General features: G+C 36.3%; 19 protein-coding genes and 1 other RNA gene. 17 read left to right on the forward strand and 3 right to left on the reverse strand.

Annotated elements, in window-relative coordinates; all coding sequences use genetic code 11:
* The first annotated feature begins 161 nt into the window (after positions 1–161).
* The 6 genes from gpsB (at position 162) to M948_RS35760 (ending at position 5,353) form a co-directional block, all read left to right on the forward strand.
* The gene (gpsB, locus tag M948_RS35740; RefSeq protein ID WP_021291304.1) at positions 162–476 is read left to right on the forward strand and encodes a cell division regulator GpsB; all 315 of its coding nucleotides are present in this window, start codon (positions 162–164) and stop codon (positions 474–476) included.
* Positions 477–546: 70 nt separating this feature from the next.
* Positions 547–921: RNase P RNA component class B (gene rnpB, locus M948_RS42875), an RNA gene on the forward strand.
* A gap of 160 nt (positions 922–1,081) precedes the next feature.
* A complete protein-coding gene (locus M948_RS35745) occupies positions 1,082–2,221 on the forward strand; it encodes a THUMP domain-containing class I SAM-dependent RNA methyltransferase (protein WP_021291305.1) in 1,140 nt (379 codons plus the stop codon).
* Entirely contained in the window at positions 2,221–3,720 is a 1,500-nt protein-coding gene (locus tag M948_RS35750) for a carboxypeptidase M32 (protein WP_021291306.1), read from the forward strand. Before M948_RS35745 ends, M948_RS35750 begins: the two co-directional genes overlap by 1 nt.
* 32 nt (positions 3,721–3,752) lie before the next feature.
* Positions 3,753–4,841: a type III polyketide synthase gene (locus M948_RS35755; protein WP_021291307.1), complete on the forward strand. Its 1,089-nt coding sequence runs from the start codon at positions 3,753–3,755 to the stop codon at positions 4,839–4,841.
* Positions 4,841–5,353 (forward strand): isoprenylcysteine carboxyl methyltransferase family protein, encoded by a 513-nt coding sequence (locus M948_RS35760; protein ID WP_021291308.1) that lies wholly within the window; start codon positions 4,841–4,843, stop codon positions 5,351–5,353. Before M948_RS35755 ends, M948_RS35760 begins: the two co-directional genes overlap by 1 nt.
* A 24-nt stretch (positions 5,354–5,377) precedes the next feature.
* Here the strand turns inward: M948_RS35760 and M948_RS35765 are convergent, their stop codons facing one another.
* Both M948_RS35765 and M948_RS35770 read right to left on the reverse strand, forming a co-directional pair.
* Positions 5,378–6,061, reverse strand: a complete 684-nt coding sequence (locus M948_RS35765) for a queuosine precursor transporter (RefSeq protein ID WP_021291309.1) — start codon at positions 6,059–6,061, stop codon at positions 5,378–5,380.
* 164 nt (positions 6,062–6,225) lie between these two features.
* On the reverse strand, positions 6,226–6,426 hold the full coding sequence (locus M948_RS35770) for a cold-shock protein (protein ID WP_021291310.1): 201 nt from the start codon (positions 6,424–6,426) through the stop codon (positions 6,226–6,228).
* A 334-nt stretch (positions 6,427–6,760) separates the two neighbouring features.
* Between M948_RS35770 and M948_RS35775 the strand changes: the two genes are divergently transcribed.
* Together M948_RS35775 and M948_RS35780 are read left to right on the forward strand one after the other, a co-directional pair.
* Positions 6,761–8,431: a formate--tetrahydrofolate ligase gene (locus M948_RS35775; protein WP_021291311.1), complete on the forward strand. Its 1,671-nt coding sequence runs from the start codon at positions 6,761–6,763 to the stop codon at positions 8,429–8,431.
* Positions 8,431–9,036, forward strand: a complete 606-nt coding sequence (locus M948_RS35780) for an HD domain-containing protein (RefSeq protein ID WP_021291312.1) — start codon at positions 8,431–8,433, stop codon at positions 9,034–9,036. The genes M948_RS35775 and M948_RS35780 overlap by 1 nt, the downstream gene beginning before the upstream one ends.
* Before the next feature lie 42 nt (positions 9,037–9,078).
* Here M948_RS35780 and M948_RS35785 read toward each other — a convergent pair whose 3' ends face one another.
* The gene (locus M948_RS35785) at positions 9,079–10,116 is read right to left on the reverse strand and encodes a C40 family peptidase (RefSeq protein ID WP_021291313.1); all 1,038 of its coding nucleotides are present in this window, start codon (positions 10,114–10,116) and stop codon (positions 9,079–9,081) included.
* A 148-nt stretch (positions 10,117–10,264) separates the two neighbouring features.
* On the opposite strand from M948_RS35785, the gene M948_RS35790 reads away from it, so the two are divergent.
* The 9 genes from M948_RS35790 (at position 10,265) to vrrA (ending at position 18,554) form a co-directional block, all read left to right on the forward strand.
* Positions 10,265–11,221, forward strand: a complete 957-nt coding sequence (locus tag M948_RS35790; protein ID WP_021291314.1) for a thymidylate synthase — start codon at positions 10,265–10,267, stop codon at positions 11,219–11,221.
* A 20-nt stretch (positions 11,222–11,241) separates the two neighbouring features.
* Entirely contained in the window at positions 11,242–11,730 is a 489-nt protein-coding gene (locus tag M948_RS35795) for a dihydrofolate reductase (RefSeq protein WP_021291315.1), read from the forward strand.
* A gap of 188 nt (positions 11,731–11,918) precedes the next feature.
* The gene (gene tatA / locus M948_RS35800) at positions 11,919–12,128 is read left to right on the forward strand and encodes a twin-arginine translocase TatA/TatE family subunit (protein WP_021291316.1); all 210 of its coding nucleotides are present in this window, start codon (positions 11,919–11,921) and stop codon (positions 12,126–12,128) included.
* Between the two features lie 19 nt (positions 12,129–12,147).
* Positions 12,148–12,345, forward strand: a complete 198-nt coding sequence (locus M948_RS35805) for a twin-arginine translocase TatA/TatE family subunit (RefSeq protein ID WP_021291317.1) — start codon at positions 12,148–12,150, stop codon at positions 12,343–12,345.
* Positions 12,346–12,447: 102 nt separating this feature from the next.
* Positions 12,448–13,206, forward strand: a complete 759-nt coding sequence (gene tatC / locus M948_RS35810) for a twin-arginine translocase subunit TatC (RefSeq protein ID WP_021291318.1) — start codon at positions 12,448–12,450, stop codon at positions 13,204–13,206.
* Between the two features lie 17 nt (positions 13,207–13,223).
* Positions 13,224–13,442: a YozE family protein gene (locus tag M948_RS35815; RefSeq protein ID WP_021291319.1), complete on the forward strand. Its 219-nt coding sequence runs from the start codon at positions 13,224–13,226 to the stop codon at positions 13,440–13,442.
* A 140-nt stretch (positions 13,443–13,582) separates the two neighbouring features.
* The gene (locus M948_RS35820) at positions 13,583–14,734 is read left to right on the forward strand and encodes an exonuclease SbcCD subunit D (protein ID WP_021291320.1); all 1,152 of its coding nucleotides are present in this window, start codon (positions 13,583–13,585) and stop codon (positions 14,732–14,734) included.
* A 1-nt stretch (position 14,735) separates the two neighbouring features.
* Positions 14,736–17,858 carry an AAA family ATPase gene (locus tag M948_RS35825; RefSeq protein ID WP_021291321.1) on the forward strand — a complete coding sequence of 1,041 codons (3,123 nt, stop codon included), beginning with the start codon at positions 14,736–14,738 and terminating at the stop codon, positions 17,856–17,858.
* A 159-nt stretch (positions 17,859–18,017) separates the two neighbouring features.
* The gene (gene vrrA, locus M948_RS42570) at positions 18,018–18,554 is read left to right on the forward strand and encodes a VrrA/YqfQ family protein (protein ID WP_021291322.1); all 537 of its coding nucleotides are present in this window, start codon (positions 18,018–18,020) and stop codon (positions 18,552–18,554) included.
* Positions 18,555–18,607: the final 53 nt, after the last annotated feature.

Raw genomic sequence — 18,607 nt, forward strand, 5'->3', positions numbered from 1 at the left:
TGAGGGATGGAGGATGAAATGGAGATTCATTTTTCAGGTTGATCATTTAATGCTATAATAAGTGAAAAGAAAAATAGACATAAAAGGAATTAGAATTAATACAATGGTAAATAAAAGTGGTACAAGTATAATGAACCATGTAAACATGACGAGGTGATGAAATGAGTTTAAATCGAGTACAGTTAAGTAGTAAAGATATACTTGAGAAAGATTTTAAAACGGCTATGCGTGGTTATAATCAAGAGGAAGTGGATGAGTTTTTAGATCTAATTATCCAAGATTATGATGTATTTAAACAAGAATTGGAACGATTACAGCAAGAGAATGATCGCTTGAAGAAAACAACGACAGAACAACCTAAAACACGATCTGTTCAACCAAATCCAAACCCTCAAGTGAATTATGATGTATTAAAACGGTTGTCTAATTTGGAAAAAGCAGTATTCGGTAAAAAATTCGCTGAAACAGAAAGTTAATCTATTTTGTTGTAGCTAACACTTGAAAGTTTTAATTGTTTATGGTATTATTTATAAGGTTATTCGTTAAATACTCATGTGATCGCTGTATTTAATACAGAGGAAAGTCCATGCTCACACAGACTGCGATGTCTGTAGTGTTCGTGCTTGACGAAATCATAAGTCAAGGTAACCAGTAGGTTAACGGCAGGTTTATTTCCTAAGTCTTAAAAGATATGGAAATATCCTTGAAAGTGCCACAGTGACGTAGCTGAGAAGGAAACTTCTTGGGTGGAACGAGGTAAACCCCACGAGTGAGCAACCCAAATAATGGTAGGGGCATCCTTTAGTAGGGAAGTTGAACCGAAAAAGGGACAAGTTATTACTTGTAGATAGATGATCGCAACCGACGTACGAGGTTTGACCACCGTTTGTAGTACAATGGTACAGAACATGGCTTATCGAGTATTTAATCGGTCCCATAACAATATTATTTGTATTAAAACCTTTCTGAATCTCATCTGAGGTAGCAGAAAGGTTTTTTAGTGTAACAGAAAGTTCATATTCTAGCACAGGATATGATAAACTAATGGAAAATAATCTACACGGTAGAAAGGAATTATTACATGCGCACAGTAACATTGATTGCAACGGCTGCTATGGGTTTAGAATCGATTGTAGCCAATGAGGTAAGAGAATTAGGATATGAAGCAAAAGTGGAAAATGGAAAAGTACTATTTGATGCACCAATCTCGGCAATTCCACGATGCAATTTATGGCTTCGTACTGCAGATCGAGTCAGACTACTTATAGGTACGTTCCATGCTACGTCCTTTGATGAGTTATTTGAAGGGGTGAAGGAGTTACGATGGGAGGAATATATACCAGAGGATGGCCAAGTTCCAGTAATTGGTAAATCTGTTCATTCCAAATTATATAGTGTACCAGATTGCCAAGCAATTACAAAAAAAGCAATTGTAGAAAGGCTGAAATTAAAACATGGAATTGTATCGAAATTGCCAGAAACAGGACCTGTATATAAGGTAGAAATTGCGTTATTAAAGGATATGGCGACATTGACCATTGATACATCCGGAACAGGCTTACATAAACGAGGATACCGGGTAGGTCAAGGAGAAGCGCCATTAAAAGAAACGCTAGCTGCAGCCTTGGTGAAATTGACGAATTGGAAACCGGATGAGCCGTTAATTGATCCATTTTGCGGTTCGGGAACAATTCCTATTGAAGCGGCACTAATTGGACAGAATATCGCACCAGGATTTAATCGGGAATTCGTTAGTGAGGATTGGGGCCTCATTAGAAGTAAATATTGGGATCAGGCCTTTGAAGAAGTAGAGGATTTGGCAAATTACGATCAAGCATTAACAATCGTGGGTTCAGATATTGACCATAAAATGGTAGAAATATCAAAACAAAATGCAATTGAAGCGGGTTTAGGCGACTTAGTTTCATGGAAACAAATGCAAGTTCGTGATCTGACCATAAAAGATGCTAACGGCTATCTAATTGGTAACCCTCCTTATGGGCAAAGATTAGGTGACAAAGAAATTGCGGCAGCGTTAGCGAAAGACCTTGGTTCAATTATGAAGAATCACCACAGTTGGAGTGTTTATATTTTGACAGCATTTGAACAATTTGAAAAAGAATATGGTCAGAAAGCTACAAAAAAGCGAAAATTATTTAATGGTTTTATACGTACAGATTATTATCAGTACTTCGGAAAAAAAGAGAAAGGGGAATTATAATGGGGGAAATAACACATGTCATAGAAAAATTTAAAAAATATTTGGGTAACATAAGTGCTTATCAAGAAGCACTTATGTTAATTCATTGGGATATGCGTACAAAAATCCCGCAAAAAGGAGTAGAACAAAGGTCAGAAGTAGCTGGATTATTAGGTGAAAAAATACATAAATTAGAAACTTCTGATGAAATGAAGTATTATATTGACGCTGTAAAAGAAAGCTCTACTGACCCTCTCTTATTGAAAATAGCGGAAGTTTGTGAAGAAAATTATGAGCGAAACCGAAAAATTCCTACAGAGGAATATCGATTATTTATAATGGCGCAAACAAGGTCAGAAGCGGTTTGGCAAGAAGCTAGGGAGAAAGCGGACTTCCGTTTATTTCAACCCGATTTAGAAAAATTAATGGACTTTAATCGTAAATTCGCTACGTATTGGGGGTATGAAGATAACATCTACGATGCTCTTTTACATAATTTTGAACCAGGTGTAACAACCAAAACGCTAGACGAGGTATTTCCACGTCTTCGCAAATCGCTACTTAACCTATTAACGAAAATTACAAACAGCTCAAATCAGCCGAACCCAGCATTGCTACAAAACCATTTTCCAAAGAAAGACCAGGAAGCTTTTACAAAGAAAATCTTAGAACAAATGGGCTATGATTTTCAGGCTGGACGTCTAGATGAAACGATTCATCCTTTTGCTATTGCATTGAATAAAAATGACGTTCGAATAACGACTCGGTATGATGAGCAGGACTTTCGAATGGCTGTTTTTGGTACGATTCATGAAGGCGGACATGGGCTATACGAGCAAAATATAGATGATCGTTTGATGAGAACTCCTTTGGCTACTGGAACTTCTATGGGAATACATGAATCACAATCATTATTTTGGGAAAACTTTATAGCAAGGAGTCAATCATTTTGGGAAACAAATTATGATCTTTTTTTACAGTACGCACCAAAAGCTTTTCAACAGGTAGATCGGGATCAATTCTACCATGCTATTAATGAAGTAAAACCATCGTTTATTCGAATTGAAGCAGACGAATTAACGTACTCTCTTCATATTATGATTCGCTATGAATTAGAAAAGTCACTGATAAACAATGACATTCAAGTTAAAGACTTACCTGCTCTATGGAATGAAAAAATGAAAGACTATCTAGGAATTGTACCTCCTTCTGATAAAGAAGGAGTTCTACAGGATATTCATTGGGCTGGTGGAGATTTTGGGTATTTTCCAAGCTATGCGTTGGGCTATATGTATGCTGCACAAATTTATCAAACGATGAATCAACAGTTAGATATTGAATCAATTGTAAAGTCGGCTGATTTTACAAAGATAAAACAGTGGTTAGGAACATCGATTCATCAATATGGTAAGGTGAAAAATCCATTAGAGATCATACATGACGTTACCAAAGAACCATTGAATCCCGATCACTTAATTTGTTACCTACAAGAAAAGTATGCAACCATCTATCAATTTTAGGGATGTGATGTTTACTTGGTAAGGAGGACTAAATGACGTATATTTGTTCAGCAGGTGTCGGTATTCCTAAATATCATATGGAACAAGCAGAAGTGAAACAGATTGTTCAAAAAATCTTTAACCAATCAAAACGTCATGTTTCACGCTTATTACCTGTTTTTGACAATGCGCAGGTTGATGAACGTCAGTTTGTCGTACCTCCAAATTGGTTTTTAGAAGAACATTCCTTTAAAGAAAGAAATGAGTTGTTTATTAAATTGGCCAAATCATATATCATCGAGGCGATGGATGATTGTTTAGATAATTCAGCCTTTCTAACAGAATCTGTTGCCTATGAAGATATTGATATGATTATTTTTGTATCTAGTACTGGAATTGCTACGCCGTCCTTAGATGTACATGTCATGAATGAACGACCTTTCAGACAAGATGTAAAGCGGATGCCTTTATGGGGGCTTGGTTGTGCTGGTGGAGCCATAGGATTAGCTAGAGTACATGATTGGTTAACTGCAAATCCGGATAAGTCTGCATTAATAATTTGCTGTGAACTATGTAGTCTAACCTTCCAAAAAGGGGATATTAAAAAGAGCAATATTATAGGAAGCGCTTTGTTTGGAGACGGGATTAGTGCTGTATTAGCAGTTGGCGAAAAATCAACACTGATTCAAAACAAAAAAGGACCAATTCCACGCCTTTTACATTCTCACTCCTATACAAAGAAAAACAGTATATCAGTCATGGGCTGGGATATTACAGATAGTGGCTTTGAGGTGATTTTTTCCAAAAGTATCCCCGCTTTAGTGGAAACGTTCTGGCGGGAACATCTGGAGAAATTCTTTAGAGAATATCATCTGAGTCCCGAGAACATTGATCATTTCATTGCACATCCAGGTGGAAAAAAAGTGATCGATGCTATGGGCAATGTACTTCAGGTTGATTTAAACAAATTCAAACATTCGATTGGTATTCTACGAAGACATGGGAATATGTCTTCTGGTACCGTTCTTTATGTGTTAAGAGAGTGGATGCAAGAACCTATTCAGGAAAATACGAAAAGTATTATCTCTGCACTGGGACCTGGATTTAGTTCGGAATTACTATTAATGGAGTGGATAACATAATGCCGATTTATATGTGGCTCATTCTTAGTTGTATAGTACTTCAACGCATCATTGAATTAAGAATTGCCAGAAGTAATGAAAAATGGATGAAAGAGCATGGTGGAGTAGAAAAAGGGAGGGACCATTACAAATGGTTTCTAATCGTTCACACATTGTTTTTCGTTTTTTTAATAGCGGAGGCATTATGGAGAAATAATCAGCCGTTCCAATTTAGTTATTCTTTATTTGTATTATTTATCATCACTCAATGTATTCGAATTTGGTGTATTACTACTTTAGGAAAATTCTGGAATACGAAGATTATTATTTCTCCTCAATTTTCGATTGTAAATGAAGGACCCTATAAGTTTGTGAAGCATCCAAACTATATTATCGTTGGGGTTGAATTATTTGTCATTCCCTTGTTATTTCATGCTTATTTTACAGCGATGCTATTTCCACTGTTGCACATCTTTTTGCTATTTGTCCGTATTCCAATAGAAGAAAAAGCATTGAAAGAAACGAAGATATAAAAACGGAGCTGATCTTAGCTCCGTTTACTTTTGCTCATTTGAATGCATTCGTTTTGCAATATACATAAATGGTGTATCAATTACTGCAACTGCAAATTTGATAACATACGTTGTAATTACGATTTCCAACCACACGCTTGTTGGATATTCTCCATAAAAAGCGATTGTACAAAAGACCATTGTATCAACAAGTTGACTTATCATTGTACTTCCGCTGTTTCTTATCCAAAGTTGTCGATCACTTGGAAATAAACTTCTTAATTTATCATAAATCCAAACATCAAAATACTGACTGATCATATACGCGGCCAGACTGCCAAGAACGACCCGAGGGATGATACCAAAAAGTGTAGCAAGTGCCTCATGAGCAATATCGTCGGCGCCAGGCTGGAAGGCTAGAGCAATTTGCATCATAACTGTCATTGATAACAATGTAGCGAAACCAAGCCAGACTGCCTTTTTGGCCTCTTGTTTGCCATGTTTCTCGTTGATGATATCGGTAGCTAAATACGCAGTACCATATAATATATTACCTAAGGTTGCTGTTAAGCCAATAAGTTCTACAGTTTTTAATACTTGGATATTAGCAATGATGGTCGCCATACCGATCCATACGTAAAGACCAGTTCGTCCAAATAATCGATAGAAGATAAGAAGTAATGAGAAATTTACAATTGCAAATAATAACCAAATCAGTTCGTTTGGCATCGAATTCCTCCTTAGTTTTGGTAACGCGGGAGTTCTCGAACCGCGAAAAACACAAATGTTATTATACTTAGGCTGGATGAAAAAAGCAAGAACTTATAGAAGGATATCAAAAAAAGCGGTAATCTGGCAAAACAGATTACCGCTTTATATAATTTTGTTTCTAGTTATTTTTTAACAACATTAGCTGCTTGTGGTCCACGTTCACCTTCAACGATATCAAAAGAAACTTCTTGGCCTTCTTCAAGGGTTTTAAAGCCTTCTTCTTGAATTGCTGAATAGTGTACAAATACGTCGTTTCCTTCTTCTTGCTGAATGAAACCGTATCCTTTTTCAGCGTTAAACCATTTTACTACTCCATTTTCCATGAATTAATCCTCCTAAAAACCTTCACGTTTCTTTTTTGAAAACGTGGTAATACAAAGCAGATAACAGAACATAAAAATAGGCAGTTCCTATAGAAGAGTAGGATCACTAGTGCATCCACTTCTATAGAAGCCGCCTGAGTCATTAATGAATCCGTACATCTTCTTTGCTTGTGTCTAATATAGCTCATTTCACTTTTAGAGTCAAGAATATACGCTGTGGTAATTCGACATTTTTAATAATTCAAGCTATTAATTTAATTCATGAAAAGGTATAATAATAGCTGTTGAATGATCATCCATCTGAAACTTTTTGAAATAGGAAAGGAGCAGCATCATGAAGAAAGACATTCAAATTGCACAAGAGGCAATAGTAGAACCTATACATAAGATTGCAGAGAAATTGAAACTAAGCTCCGATGATTGGGAGCCTTATGGACGTAATAAGGCAAAGCTATCCGATCAACTATTAACCAAACTAGAAAATAAGAAGAACGGGAAAATTATTCTAGTCACTTCTATAAATCCAACTCCTGCTGGAGAAGGGAAGTCTACGGTCACTGTTGGACTTGGACAAGCATTTAATAAACTAGGGAAAAATGCAATTGTCGCTTTACGGGAACCATCTTTAGGACCAGTGATGGGCCTTAAAGGCGGAGCAACAGGTGGAGGCTATGCTCAAGTATTGCCGATGGAAGATATTAATCTTCATTTTACAGGAGACATTCATGCGATAACATCAGCTAATAATGCATTATCCGCTATTATCGATAACCATATTCATCAAGGCAATGAATTAAATATAGATACTAGACGGGTGGAGTGGAAGCGTGTTATCGATATGAATGATCGGTCCTTAAGAGAAATTGTAATTGGCCTCGGCGGTACAAAACAAGGCATACTAAGGGAAGATGGATTTGCGATATCTGTAGCTTCAGAGATCATGGCCATTTTATGTCTTGCTACTAATATTGATGACTTAAAAGCGAGATTGGCTAAAATTGTAATAGGATATACATATAGCGGTAGACCTGTAACGGCCAAGCATCTTCAAGCAGAAGGAGCACTGACATTGCTTTTAAGAGACGCGATGAAGCCAAATCTGGTACAAACAATTGAAAATACGCCTGCAATTATTCATGGGGGACCATTTGCTAATATTGCCCACGGTTGCAATAGCATTATTGCTACAAAAACCGCGGCAAAACTAGGGGATTATGTAGTTACTGAAGCTGGTTTTGGCGCAGATCTAGGTGCTGAGAAGTATTTTAATATTAAATCACGGATTGGCACTATCGACACGGCTGCCGTCGTCGTTGTAGTTACCATTCGTGCTTTAAAAATGCATGGCGGAGTACAAAAAGGTCATCTTGATACGGAAAACTTAGCTGGATTAGCGGACGGTATGGCAAACTTAGAAAAACATATAAATACCATTAAAGCTTTTCAAGTTCCTTATATTGTAACCATTAATCAATTTCCAACCGATACGATAAAAGAAACGGAATTTGTTCAACTATGGTGCGAAGAAAGAGATATTGATGTTGCCGTAACTACTGTACATGCAGATGGGGGAGAAGGCGGGGTACAATTAGCCGATAAATTAATAGCAAAAGTGGAAGGTTCAACGAAATCCTATCAGCCATTATACGATCTAGACGACCCTCTGGAACAAAAGATGAAAATAATCGCTCAGACAGTGTATGGTGCTAAAGATATTGAGCTGACAAAAACGGCACGTGAGCAAGCTGCATTCTTTACAGAACAAGGGTGGGGGAACCTTCCAATTTGTATGGCTAAAACACAGTATTCTTTGTCAGATGACCCAACATTATTAGGTCGTCCAAATGGTTTTACAATAACCATTCGTGAATTACGTGCATCTATCGGTGCTGGTTTTATCATCGCTTTGACTGGGGATGTCTTAACCATGCCTGGATTACCAAGTTCACCAGCGGCATTAGAAATGGATGTTACGTCAGATGGAAAGGCGGTTGGTTTATTCTAATGGAAGAATTAAGTCAATTAATTGAAATCCAGAAATTAATTCGTAATTTATTCAGCGATGATTACACTGGCCATGATTTTTTTCATATGGAGAGGGTAGCAACAACTGCGGGTGAGATTGCTAAAATAGAAGATGCAGACTTGTTTATCTGTGAAGCAGCTGCATGGTTGCATGACGTTGGCGATGCGAAACTATTTACAGATCCAGAGGAAACCATTAAAGAATTAGATCTATTTTTACAACGTATTGCTATGAACGAATATCAAATTAACAAAGTGAAAGAAGCTATTCAAGACGTGTCATTTAGTAAGGGTGGCAATCCCACAACGCTCGAAGGTAAAATTGTGCAAGACGCTGATCGGTTAGATGCTATTGGAGCTATTGGAATAGCACGAGCATTTGCCTATGGTGGAGCAAATCGGAATTATATTAATCATGATACAAATAAAAATAATACAATACAGCATTTTTATGATAAACTTTTGAAAATCAAAGAGCTGTTGCATACGGAGGCAGCTAAGAAAATCGCTGATGAACGTCATCGGTTTATGGAGGTCTATCTCCTACAATTTGAAAAAGAATGGTCAAAGACAAAGAGTTGCTAATGTAGCAACTCTTTTCAGTTACTAATCGTATCATAAAGAACACTATTGCTGCATTACTCGTTTTGCACCAATGTAACGTTCTTCCCAATAAGGATTAGTTAATTTGCTTATTTCCACACCTCTTGATTCACCAGCGTGAATAAACTTTCCATCTCCGACATAAATTCCCATGTGAGACGGTCCAGGTTTATAGGTCTCAAAAAAAACGAAATCCCCGATAGAAGGATCAGAAATAGGGGAGGAAAAATTCCAAATTTCATTAACGGTACGAGGAATTTGGATCCCTTGTTCTGTAAACACATGTTGAATAAAACCGCTGCAATCGAAACCTCCTGGATCTTCTCCTCCCCATTTATAGGGAGTTCCAAGCTGCGCTCGAGCCTCTTCTACAATTGATGCTGCAGTATTGCCTTGTACAGTAACTTTTTTCACTTCATTTGATTCAACGTCCTTATTGGGTTGTTCTTTTACAGAAGCCGGGGAGGTATCCTTAGCTTTTACTTGTTCTGACTTCGTTTGTTCGGTTGGAGCAGGAGAAACTGCTTGTTGATGGTCATCAATTAATTCCATGTGATGCTCTTCTTCGGCAATTTCTAATGCTTTTTTGGTTAATGGTCCATAAATACCATCTAGTTCTCCCTCATAATAACCAAAATATTGCAGTGCTTTTTGGACAATTTTCACTTTAGCATTATACATACCGGGTTCTATTTCATCAGAAAAGTTTTCTAATTGCTCTTTATATGCTTTTTTCTCATCTTTTACCATGGCACGTAATGTATCTTTGTTTACTTTTCCATTAATGGTTAAATTATGTTCAGCTTGAAAATTTTTAATTGCCTGTTCGGTTAAGACCCCAAACCTTCCATCTATTTCTTTGTCAAAATAGGATAGCGTATGTAATTTTTGCTGCATATGCCTAACAGCTTCTCCATGTTTTCCAAATTCAAGCTGATCCGACTCAAACAATAGCTTATTTTGCAGTTCAGGATGTGCATCGACATAGTTAACCAATGGTTGACTTAGCACATAACCATAAAGTAATGAACGCTTTGCCATATGTTCGACAGTCTGATTCATCAAGCTATCCCCTTTCTTTTTCTGACTCTTTATCAGGTTTATGTCGGATTTAGGTGTTTATGAGTTACGATTATGTTACAAATTTAGAGCCAAGCTATGGATTGTGGTACAATAAATAGAATGGAAGAAGAAATCTGGAGGGATACATATGGTTACTGGAGAAAAGGCTTATTTAAACCTTTGTAATCAAATTTTAAACAATGGTGTGAACAAACATGATCGGACGAATACGGGAACTTATTCCATTTTTGGTCATCAAATGCGCTTTAATTTGGAAGATGGTTTCCCATTACTTACAACGAAAAAAGTCCCTTTTCGATTAATTGCGAGTGAACTGCTTTGGTTTATAAAAGGCGATACAAATATTCGTTATCTGCTACAACATAATAATAATATTTGGAACGAATGGGCATTCGAAAACTGGGTGAAGAGCAATGAATACACAGGACCAGATATGATGGATTTTGGGCATCGCTCGCAGATAGACGAAGAATTTAATGAACAATACCAGCAACAAATGGAACGATTTAAAGAAAAAATTCTGAGTGACGATACTTTTGCTGACAAGTTTGGCACACTTGGGGATGTTTATGGAAAACAATGGCGACAATGGAAGACTTCTCAAAATAATACGATTGATCAATTAAAGAATGTCATTGATTCGATCAGAAACAAACCAGATTCTAGAAGGCATATTGTATCTGCTTGGAATCCTGAAGATGTTCCAACAATGGCCTTACCACCTTGTCATACATTATTCCAATTTTACGTTGCTGATGGTAAACTTTCATGTCAATTATATCAACGTAGTGCAGATGTGTTTTTAGGCGTTCCGTTTAATATAGCAAGCTACGCATTGTTAACGTTACTGATTGCACATGAATGTAACTTGAAACCTGGGGAGTTCATTCACACTCTTGGGGATGCACATATTTATTCCAACCATGTCAATCAAATAAAGACGCAGCTTTCTAGAGAAATAAGAGAAATGCCTCAATTACAAATAAACAAATCAAAGTCCTCTATTTTTGATTTTGAGCTTTCTGATTTTGAAATAATCGGTTATTATCCGCATCCTTCCATTAAAGCGCCTATTGCTGTTTAATTAAGAGAGGAGTGTAGCAATTGATTTCTTTATTACTAGCGATGGATAAAAATCATGTAATTGGATCAAACAATGATCTTCCGTGGCGTTTGCCAAAAGACTTACGATTTTTCAAAGAAAAAACAACGGGTCAAACCATTATTATGGGAAGAAAAACATTTGATTCAATGAACGGACCTTTACCTAACCGAAGAAATGTCATACTTACAAAAAGTGAACTACCTACTTCAGATAATCTAGAAGTTATCAAAGACATTCATACCATCTATGAATGGAATGAGGAACATCCGGATATCGAATATTTTGTGATTGGTGGCGGGAACATATTTGAGCAAGTCATACATCATGCAGATCGAATGTATATTACATGGATCGATCATCGTTTTCAAGGAGATACTTACTTCCCAAGTTTTTCAACGGAAGATTGGATACTATCTTCAAAAGTAAAAGGAGAAAGAAATGAGACCAATCCCTATGAATACTATTTCCTTCAATATGATAGAAAGTAATTACTTCATGAATAAGGGGAAATAAATGGAACAGGCTATAGAAAGAGGCTTGTTTCTAGAAAAGGAAACATGTTACACTATAAGCGCTTCATTAATAATTGGATGTTCTATGAATTTTAAATGAAATAAATTTATGTTTTGGTAAAAGTTGCTTATAATAAAATTATTAATTCAAAGAAGGTGCTACCATGTTATCTAGTATTGGTTTTCCAGGATTGATATTAATTTTAATCATTGCCTTAGTGATATTTGGTCCTAAGAAATTACCGGAAATCGGAAAAGCTGCTGGACAAACATTAAAGGAATTTAAAACGTCTGCTAATGAACTAACGAGTGATGTTAAAGATGAGATTAACGAAACAAAAGATATGATTACGGATGAAAAAAGCAGTAAATAATCATAGGGAGTGAAGGGGAATGTTTTCAAGTATAGGTGTTCCTGGATTAATCCTAATTCTAATTATTGCACTAGTTGTCTTTGGACCTTCGAAACTTCCGGAAATCGGAAAAGCATTTGGGAGTTCGTTAAAAGAATTTAAAAATGCTACAAAAGGTATCGTATCGGATGAAGATTCTTCTGACAAAACAGAAAAGAAATCGTCTAATAAAAACTGATAAGCGAAGGTGTAAGGTACAACCCTTGCATCTTCTTTTGTGTTAAAGCTGTTATAAGATGTTAACAGAATGTACATGCTTTGGTAGTAGGAGAGTGACAGAATGACTGACAAATCTTTTGAAGATAAGGAAATGAATCTAACGGACCACCTATCTGAATTAAGGAATCGAATTATTATTACGGCGGTTTTCTTTATCGTTTTTTTTATTGTTGGGTTTATTTATTCGAAAGAGATTTATGCTTTTTTTCAACATGACATTGGGATGAAGCTGACTGTAATTAGTCCGGGTGAAATCATCTGGATTTATTTCACGCTTGCTGGGATTGTAGCTATTGCATGTACAATTCCGATTTTTGCATTACAAGTATGGTTATTTGTAAAACCAGGATTAACAAATACAGAGAGAAAAGCAACATTGGCATATATACCTGCTGTATTTATATTATTTATTGGTGGGCTTGTGTTTGGTTATTATATGTTCATTGAACTAATTCTACCTTTTTTATTATCGTTAAATGATGGTATGTTTAATGAAATGTTTACCGTGGACAGATATTTCAAATTCTTAATACGTGTAACGTTGCCATTTGCTGTATTATTTGAAATTCCAATCATTGCCATGTTTTTAACAGCCATTGGCATCTTAACTCCTGATTACATGCGGAAAACTCGAAAATATGCCTATCTTATCCTAGTCATAATTGGTACGATTGTGACACCACCAGATTTTATACTTCAACTCGTTGTAGCAATACCTTTAATTCTACTTTACGAAATAAGTATCTATCTGGCTGCTATTGTTTATCGAAAGAAACAGCGTAAGCATAAGGAGTTTATGGAAAGTGATACCTTTGATTAATCGGGAGGAGAAGAGGATTGCGATCATTTTATCATTTTTTAATGACTTATCGTGGAAGTAAACAAGTAGATGATGCAAGTCGCTTAGCAGAATGGGCTTTTGCAGATCATTATTTTCCAAAGCAATCAAAAGATTATGACGAGCTTAGTAATTACTTAGAGTGGAATAGTCCATTTCCAACCGCCTTAATGGTGTTTGATGATCTTTGGGATACATATACAATGCACGAAGATTAAAAGACGCTTCTGAGAGTATCTCTGGCGTCTTTTTTATATAAAAAGAACCATTTGTATGGTGACTTGAATACAAAAGGATATCTGATTTATAGCTATTCCAGCAAATGATTTGTTAAACTATGTGTTATAGGAGGAAAACGATGAAATTCATACACACTGCCGACTGGCATTTAGGAAAAATAGTTAACAATATTCATATGACCGAAGAGCAAGCTTATGTATTAGAACAATTTCTTGATATTGTTCGAAGGGAGGAACCAGATGCTATTATTATTGCAGGTGATCTTTACGACCGAGCGATCCCTCCTAAAGAAGCAGTCGAACTATTAAACCGAATATTTACAACAATAATTACAGAACTCCACATCCCCATCTTAGCAATATCAGGTAATCATGATAGTCCCGATCGACTTGAATTTGGGAGTGATCTGTTTCGTAAACAGCATCTTTATTTAGAAGCTAAGTTTAAAGGGAATTCTTCGCCAGTAGTTCTTCATGATGCACATGGACCTGTTTATTTTCATTTAGTTCCTTATACGGAACCTGCTGAAGTACGTAGTGTATTTGAAGATGATTCTATTCAATCGCATCAGCAAGCCTTGGAAGCAATTATCGAAAAAATGAACAGAAAATACGACTTGAGTGAACGTCATATATTTATTGGACATGCCTTTTTAGCTGGGGGAATGGAGACAGAATCTGAAGAACGATTATCTATGATTGGAGGTACTCCATATGTTGATGCTAGGCTATTCGAGCCTTTTTCATATGTAGCAATGGGGCATTTGCATCAACCGCAGCGAATACATCGTAAGACGATAAGATATAGTGGCTCCATCTTAAAGTATTCTTTCTCTGAGTCTAATCAACAAAAATCAATAACCGTCGTTGAATTAGATCAGGAAGGTGTCTGCCAAATTAATCGAATTCCTTTAATTCCTAAACATGATATGCGGATCGTAGAGGGCTATTTTCATGCGTTACTTGAAGATCCTTTAGAAAATAAGGAAGATTTCTTACATATTCAGTTGTTAGACGAAGGTCAAATTATTGATCCAATGAATAAATTAAGAAAAATTTACCCAAATATTTTACGGCTAGAACGAAAAGTACAAACTTCACGAAATAGTTTACTAGATCTACAAAAAATACGCGAGAAACAGTCTCGCTCTCATACCGAATTATTCGCTTCTTTCTATGAAGAAATTAAAGGAGTACCAATACCTGAAAGCAGTATGAAACATATCGATAAAGTGGTTGCAACAATCATAGATAAGGAGAGGAGGTCATAATATGCGAGCAATTTCACTAAGTTTTAAAGCATTTGGACCATACTTAGAGAAGCAGACGATCGATTTTAGACAGCTAGGGGACGAATCTATCTTTTTGATAACCGGTCCAACTGGTTCTGGAAAGACTACGATTTTCGATGCCATTTGTTATGCCCTATACGGAAAAGCAAGTGGTTCCGATAGGGATCAGGATACATTACGTAGTCATTTCGCTGGGATGTCGGATACAACGGAAGTAGAGTTTTGTTTTTCACTTAACGAACGCATGTACGTAGTACAAAGAAATCCCAAGCAAGTTAAACCAAAAGAACGTGGCGAGGGATTTACGGATGAACCTGCTAGAGCAGAACTATACGAGATGATTAACAACACAAAATCATTAATTACTTCTCGTATTAAAGACGTAAATGAAGCTATTGAAAATCGCCTCGGATTTGATTATGAACAATTTCGAAAGATGGTGCTCATCCCCCAAGGTGAATTTCGTAAGCTGATTTCAGAGAACAGTAAAGAGCGGGAAAACATCCTTCAAAAAATCTTTCATACTCATCTTTATGAGCAAATGACAGAACAACTCAAAGCAGATGCGAAAGATATGAAAGAAGAAATCGGTAAGCATGAACAGTTGATAGAATTTGAATTAAATAAAATAGAATGGACACATCATGCACCAGGGGAAGAAATCCATCGGTTTCGTGATCATCTGCTATATCTAGAAAATGAAATCAACCAAAACCTTAGAGTAATTGAACAACAAACCCAAAACAAAACGATCAAGCAAAAAGAGTTAATAGAGGCTCAAGAAAGATTGGATGCAGCAAAAAGATTGGAAGAAAAGTTTATTGAGTTAGAAAAACGTAAACAGGAAAAAGAAGAATTAAACCAACGTGTGGAAGCAATAGAAACAAACAAAGAAATACTTTCTGAGGCAAAGACAGCACAACATATTATCCCTTTTGAGGAACAAAAACAGGCTAGAGAGGCAGAATGGAACAAACAGAAGGAAGAATTGAAGAAACAACAGGAGAGAATCAATCATATTCAAGCTGAGTTTGAACAAGTAAAATCGAAATATAATCAAGAAAAACAAAATGAAACGCAACGAGAGACGCTAAAGGAAGAGGTTAATCAGACAAAAAAATATCGTGATCAAGTTACGCATTTAATTCAGTTGAAGCAGGAAGCCTCTCAAATGAAGCAAGAACGAATGAACAAAGAGAAAAAACTCGCTTCTTATAATGATCAACTAAAACAAATATCAACAAACATCAACCGTGCAGAAGTATCCCTAAAGGAAGATGAAAACATCACGGAAGCCTATTATAAAAAGAAAGCAGAAACGGAAAGTATAGCAGATCACTTGTTTAAATTAGAAAAGCTTCAAATCGAGTATGAAAAATTAGTGAATTTAAGACAAGAATACCAAAAATTGAAAGATATTTATCGGTCAAAGCACAATCAATTAACGGCAATTAGAAATAAATTAGAGAAAATGGAACAAGAACAGCATGAGCATTATGCATCCATACTGGTCCATCAGCTAGAACCAGGTCAACCATGTCCTGTTTGTGGTTCTGAAGCACATCCGCATAAGGTAGAAACTGTATGGGCGAAGGAAGATCCAACTACTGAAATAGATCAATTAAAACAGGAAGTAAAAAGAAAGGAAGCAGATTTCCAACAAGAACAACAACGCTTTATTGCTTGTCAATCAAATGGCAAATATCAAAAAGAGCTTGTAGATAAACTGTATGAAGAGATAAAAGAATGGATCCCAACATTAAACATACAACAATTAAAACAAGCGTATCTAGAACAGACGGAACTTCATAAAACACAATCAAAAGAACTTGCTGTCATAGAGAATAAATTATTGAAGAATAAGCAATTAAAAGAAAAAAGGGATCAGTTAAAACGGCAATATGAAGAATTCAAACAAACGTTTGATCAAATTTCTTCAACCGTGCAACAGACGGTTGAAAAGGATGTGAAGCTATCAACAAGTATTGATGAGTTATCCAAGCTTTTACCTTCAACCATGAGCGACCCAGAATCGGTTGAAAAAGAATTACAGAATAAAGAAGCGATTCTTTCTCAGTTAATGGAGACATGGTTACAAGTAGAGCAGCATTACCAAAAGGTATCTGAGCAATTACAACGAGAGAATACAATTATGGAACAGCGGATTCAATTTGAAAAAAACACAAAAGAAAATTTCGATTATTATCACCGCCAATTCCTAACAACGATCGAAGATAATGGGTTCGTATCTATAGAAGCTTATCATAAAGCGAAACGTGCACCCGATGAAATAAAAGAATTAGAAAACGAGATAACTACTTTTGAAAACCAAGTGATGCAACTAAATTATCGTATCGATGAATTAAACAATGAAATTAAAGGAAAAGACCGTCCTAATTCTACGTATCTAGAGAATGTGGTTTCAACCTTACAAGAGGAAATTCAAGCGTTAAATGACCATATATATGCGCTTCACATGAAAAGAAAAAATGATTTAGCAATAAAAGAGCAGCTTGATGAACATTTACAAGCGAAAGAAGCATTAGAAAAGGAATACTACACTATCGGTGAATTGGCAGAATTAGCAAATGGAAATAATCAATTAAAGCTTTCTTTTGAAAGGTACGTACTTGCATCCTTTTTAGATGAGATCTTGCTACAATCCAATTTACGTTTAGATCGTATGACAAATCATCGATATCAGCTAATTCGGAGTGGCCAAGTTGCTAAACGTGGAGCTCAAAGTGGATTAGACCTTGAGGTACTAGACCACCATACAGGACAGCAGCGATCTGTTAGGACATTATCAGGTGGGGAAGGTTTTAAAGCCGCACTCAGCTTAGCATTAGGATTAGCAGATGTTGTTCAAGCACATACAGGCGGGGTGAAACTTGATACGCTGTTTATTGATGAAGGCTTTGGAACACTCGATGAGGTATCCTTACAACAAGCGATTGATTGTCTGAAAGATTTGCAAGATAGTAATCGGTTGTTAGGGATCATTTCCCACGTCCCACAATTAAAAAATGAAATACATGCAAAACTTCAGATTACACCAACGCCGCAAGGATCGAAATTAGGCTTTCGTTTTGACACACTTTAGCAATTTTTTGCCATTACATTGTTTGAATTTAAGGGATTCTGTTGGTTCTTGCGGTTGCCCGGGAAATAATCAATTTATTTTCATATATGCCTACACTTTTTGGATGGGTTTACGTACACTATTTACAGATGATTTGTTATAAGAAGGGGGTAAATCGGGATGGTATTTCCACCAAATCAACAAGGGCAATTCCCATTTGATACGCCGCCTCAGGGGAACCCGGGTAACTTCATGCGTCCATTTAGTAATCAATCATTTTCTAATACTCCATTTCCTAATCGGCCATTTTCAGGGATGATACCACAACAACCTCAGACTAGAGGAGGTAATTTACGAAATCTTTTAAGCTTTCTACAGCCTCAATCTGGTTCCGGAACTGGATTTCTGAGCAAAGGAGTGGGTGGTCTCTCTGGAACATTAGATAATGTTCAACAAGTGATTAAAGTAGTTCAAAACGCAGCTCCTATTGTACAGGAATATGGACCAATGGTAAAAAACCTGCCAGCAATGTATCGTATGATGAAGGCCTTTAATTCAATGGAGAGTACGAATGATGAACAAAAAGATGAAATAGAGGAAAGTCTAGATGCAAAGGAAGAAGAAAGCAGCTCGGAATGGATAGAGTCATCAGATAGTGAACCTTCTGATATCGCAGAACAAAAAAAAGGGCAATCCGTACCGAAACTGTTTATTTAACTTTTAAGACGCCTAGCTTGATTTTTTCTTCTATAAAGGGAAAAATAGAAGAA

This window comes from Virgibacillus sp. CM-4 (assembly GCF_000445495.1).
GTDB lineage: Bacteria > Bacillota > Bacilli > Bacillales > Amphibacillaceae > Virgibacillus > Virgibacillus salexigens.

Excerpts from the sequence above, each read along its gene's own strand:
- M948_RS35765 (WP_021291309.1), bottom strand. The coding sequence starts at position 6,061 with ATGCCAAACGAACTGATTTGGTTATTATTTGCAATTGTAAATTTCTCA.
- gpsB (WP_021291304.1), top strand. The coding sequence starts at position 162 with ATGAGTTTAAATCGAGTACAGTTAAGTAGTAAAGATATACTTGAGAAA.
- M948_RS35825 (WP_021291321.1), top strand. The coding sequence starts at position 14,736 with ATGCGAGCAATTTCACTAAGTTTTAAAGCATTTGGACCATACTTAGAG.
- vrrA (WP_021291322.1), top strand. The coding sequence starts at position 18,018 with ATGGTATTTCCACCAAATCAACAAGGGCAATTCCCATTTGATACGCCG.
- M948_RS35785 (WP_021291313.1), bottom strand. The coding sequence starts at position 10,116 with ATGAATCAGACTGTCGAACATATGGCAAAGCGTTCATTACTTTATGGT.
- M948_RS35780 (WP_021291312.1), top strand. The coding sequence starts at position 8,431 with ATGGAAGAATTAAGTCAATTAATTGAAATCCAGAAATTAATTCGTAAT.
- tatC (WP_021291318.1), top strand. The coding sequence starts at position 12,448 with ATGACTGACAAATCTTTTGAAGATAAGGAAATGAATCTAACGGACCAC.
- M948_RS35775 (WP_021291311.1), top strand. The coding sequence starts at position 6,761 with ATGAAGAAAGACATTCAAATTGCACAAGAGGCAATAGTAGAACCTATA.
- M948_RS35760 (WP_021291308.1), top strand. The coding sequence starts at position 4,841 with ATGCCGATTTATATGTGGCTCATTCTTAGTTGTATAGTACTTCAACGC.
- M948_RS35750 (WP_021291306.1), top strand. The coding sequence starts at position 2,221 with ATGGGGGAAATAACACATGTCATAGAAAAATTTAAAAAATATTTGGGT.
- M948_RS35770 (WP_021291310.1), bottom strand. The coding sequence starts at position 6,426 with ATGGAAAATGGAGTAGTAAAATGGTTTAACGCTGAAAAAGGATACGGT.
- M948_RS35755 (WP_021291307.1), top strand. The coding sequence starts at position 3,753 with ATGACGTATATTTGTTCAGCAGGTGTCGGTATTCCTAAATATCATATG.
- tatA (WP_021291316.1), top strand. The coding sequence starts at position 11,919 with ATGTTATCTAGTATTGGTTTTCCAGGATTGATATTAATTTTAATCATT.
- M948_RS35745 (WP_021291305.1), top strand. The coding sequence starts at position 1,082 with ATGCGCACAGTAACATTGATTGCAACGGCTGCTATGGGTTTAGAATCG.
- M948_RS35790 (WP_021291314.1), top strand. The coding sequence starts at position 10,265 with ATGGTTACTGGAGAAAAGGCTTATTTAAACCTTTGTAATCAAATTTTA.
- M948_RS35820 (WP_021291320.1), top strand. The coding sequence starts at position 13,583 with ATGAAATTCATACACACTGCCGACTGGCATTTAGGAAAAATAGTTAAC.
- M948_RS35805 (WP_021291317.1), top strand. The coding sequence starts at position 12,148 with ATGTTTTCAAGTATAGGTGTTCCTGGATTAATCCTAATTCTAATTATT.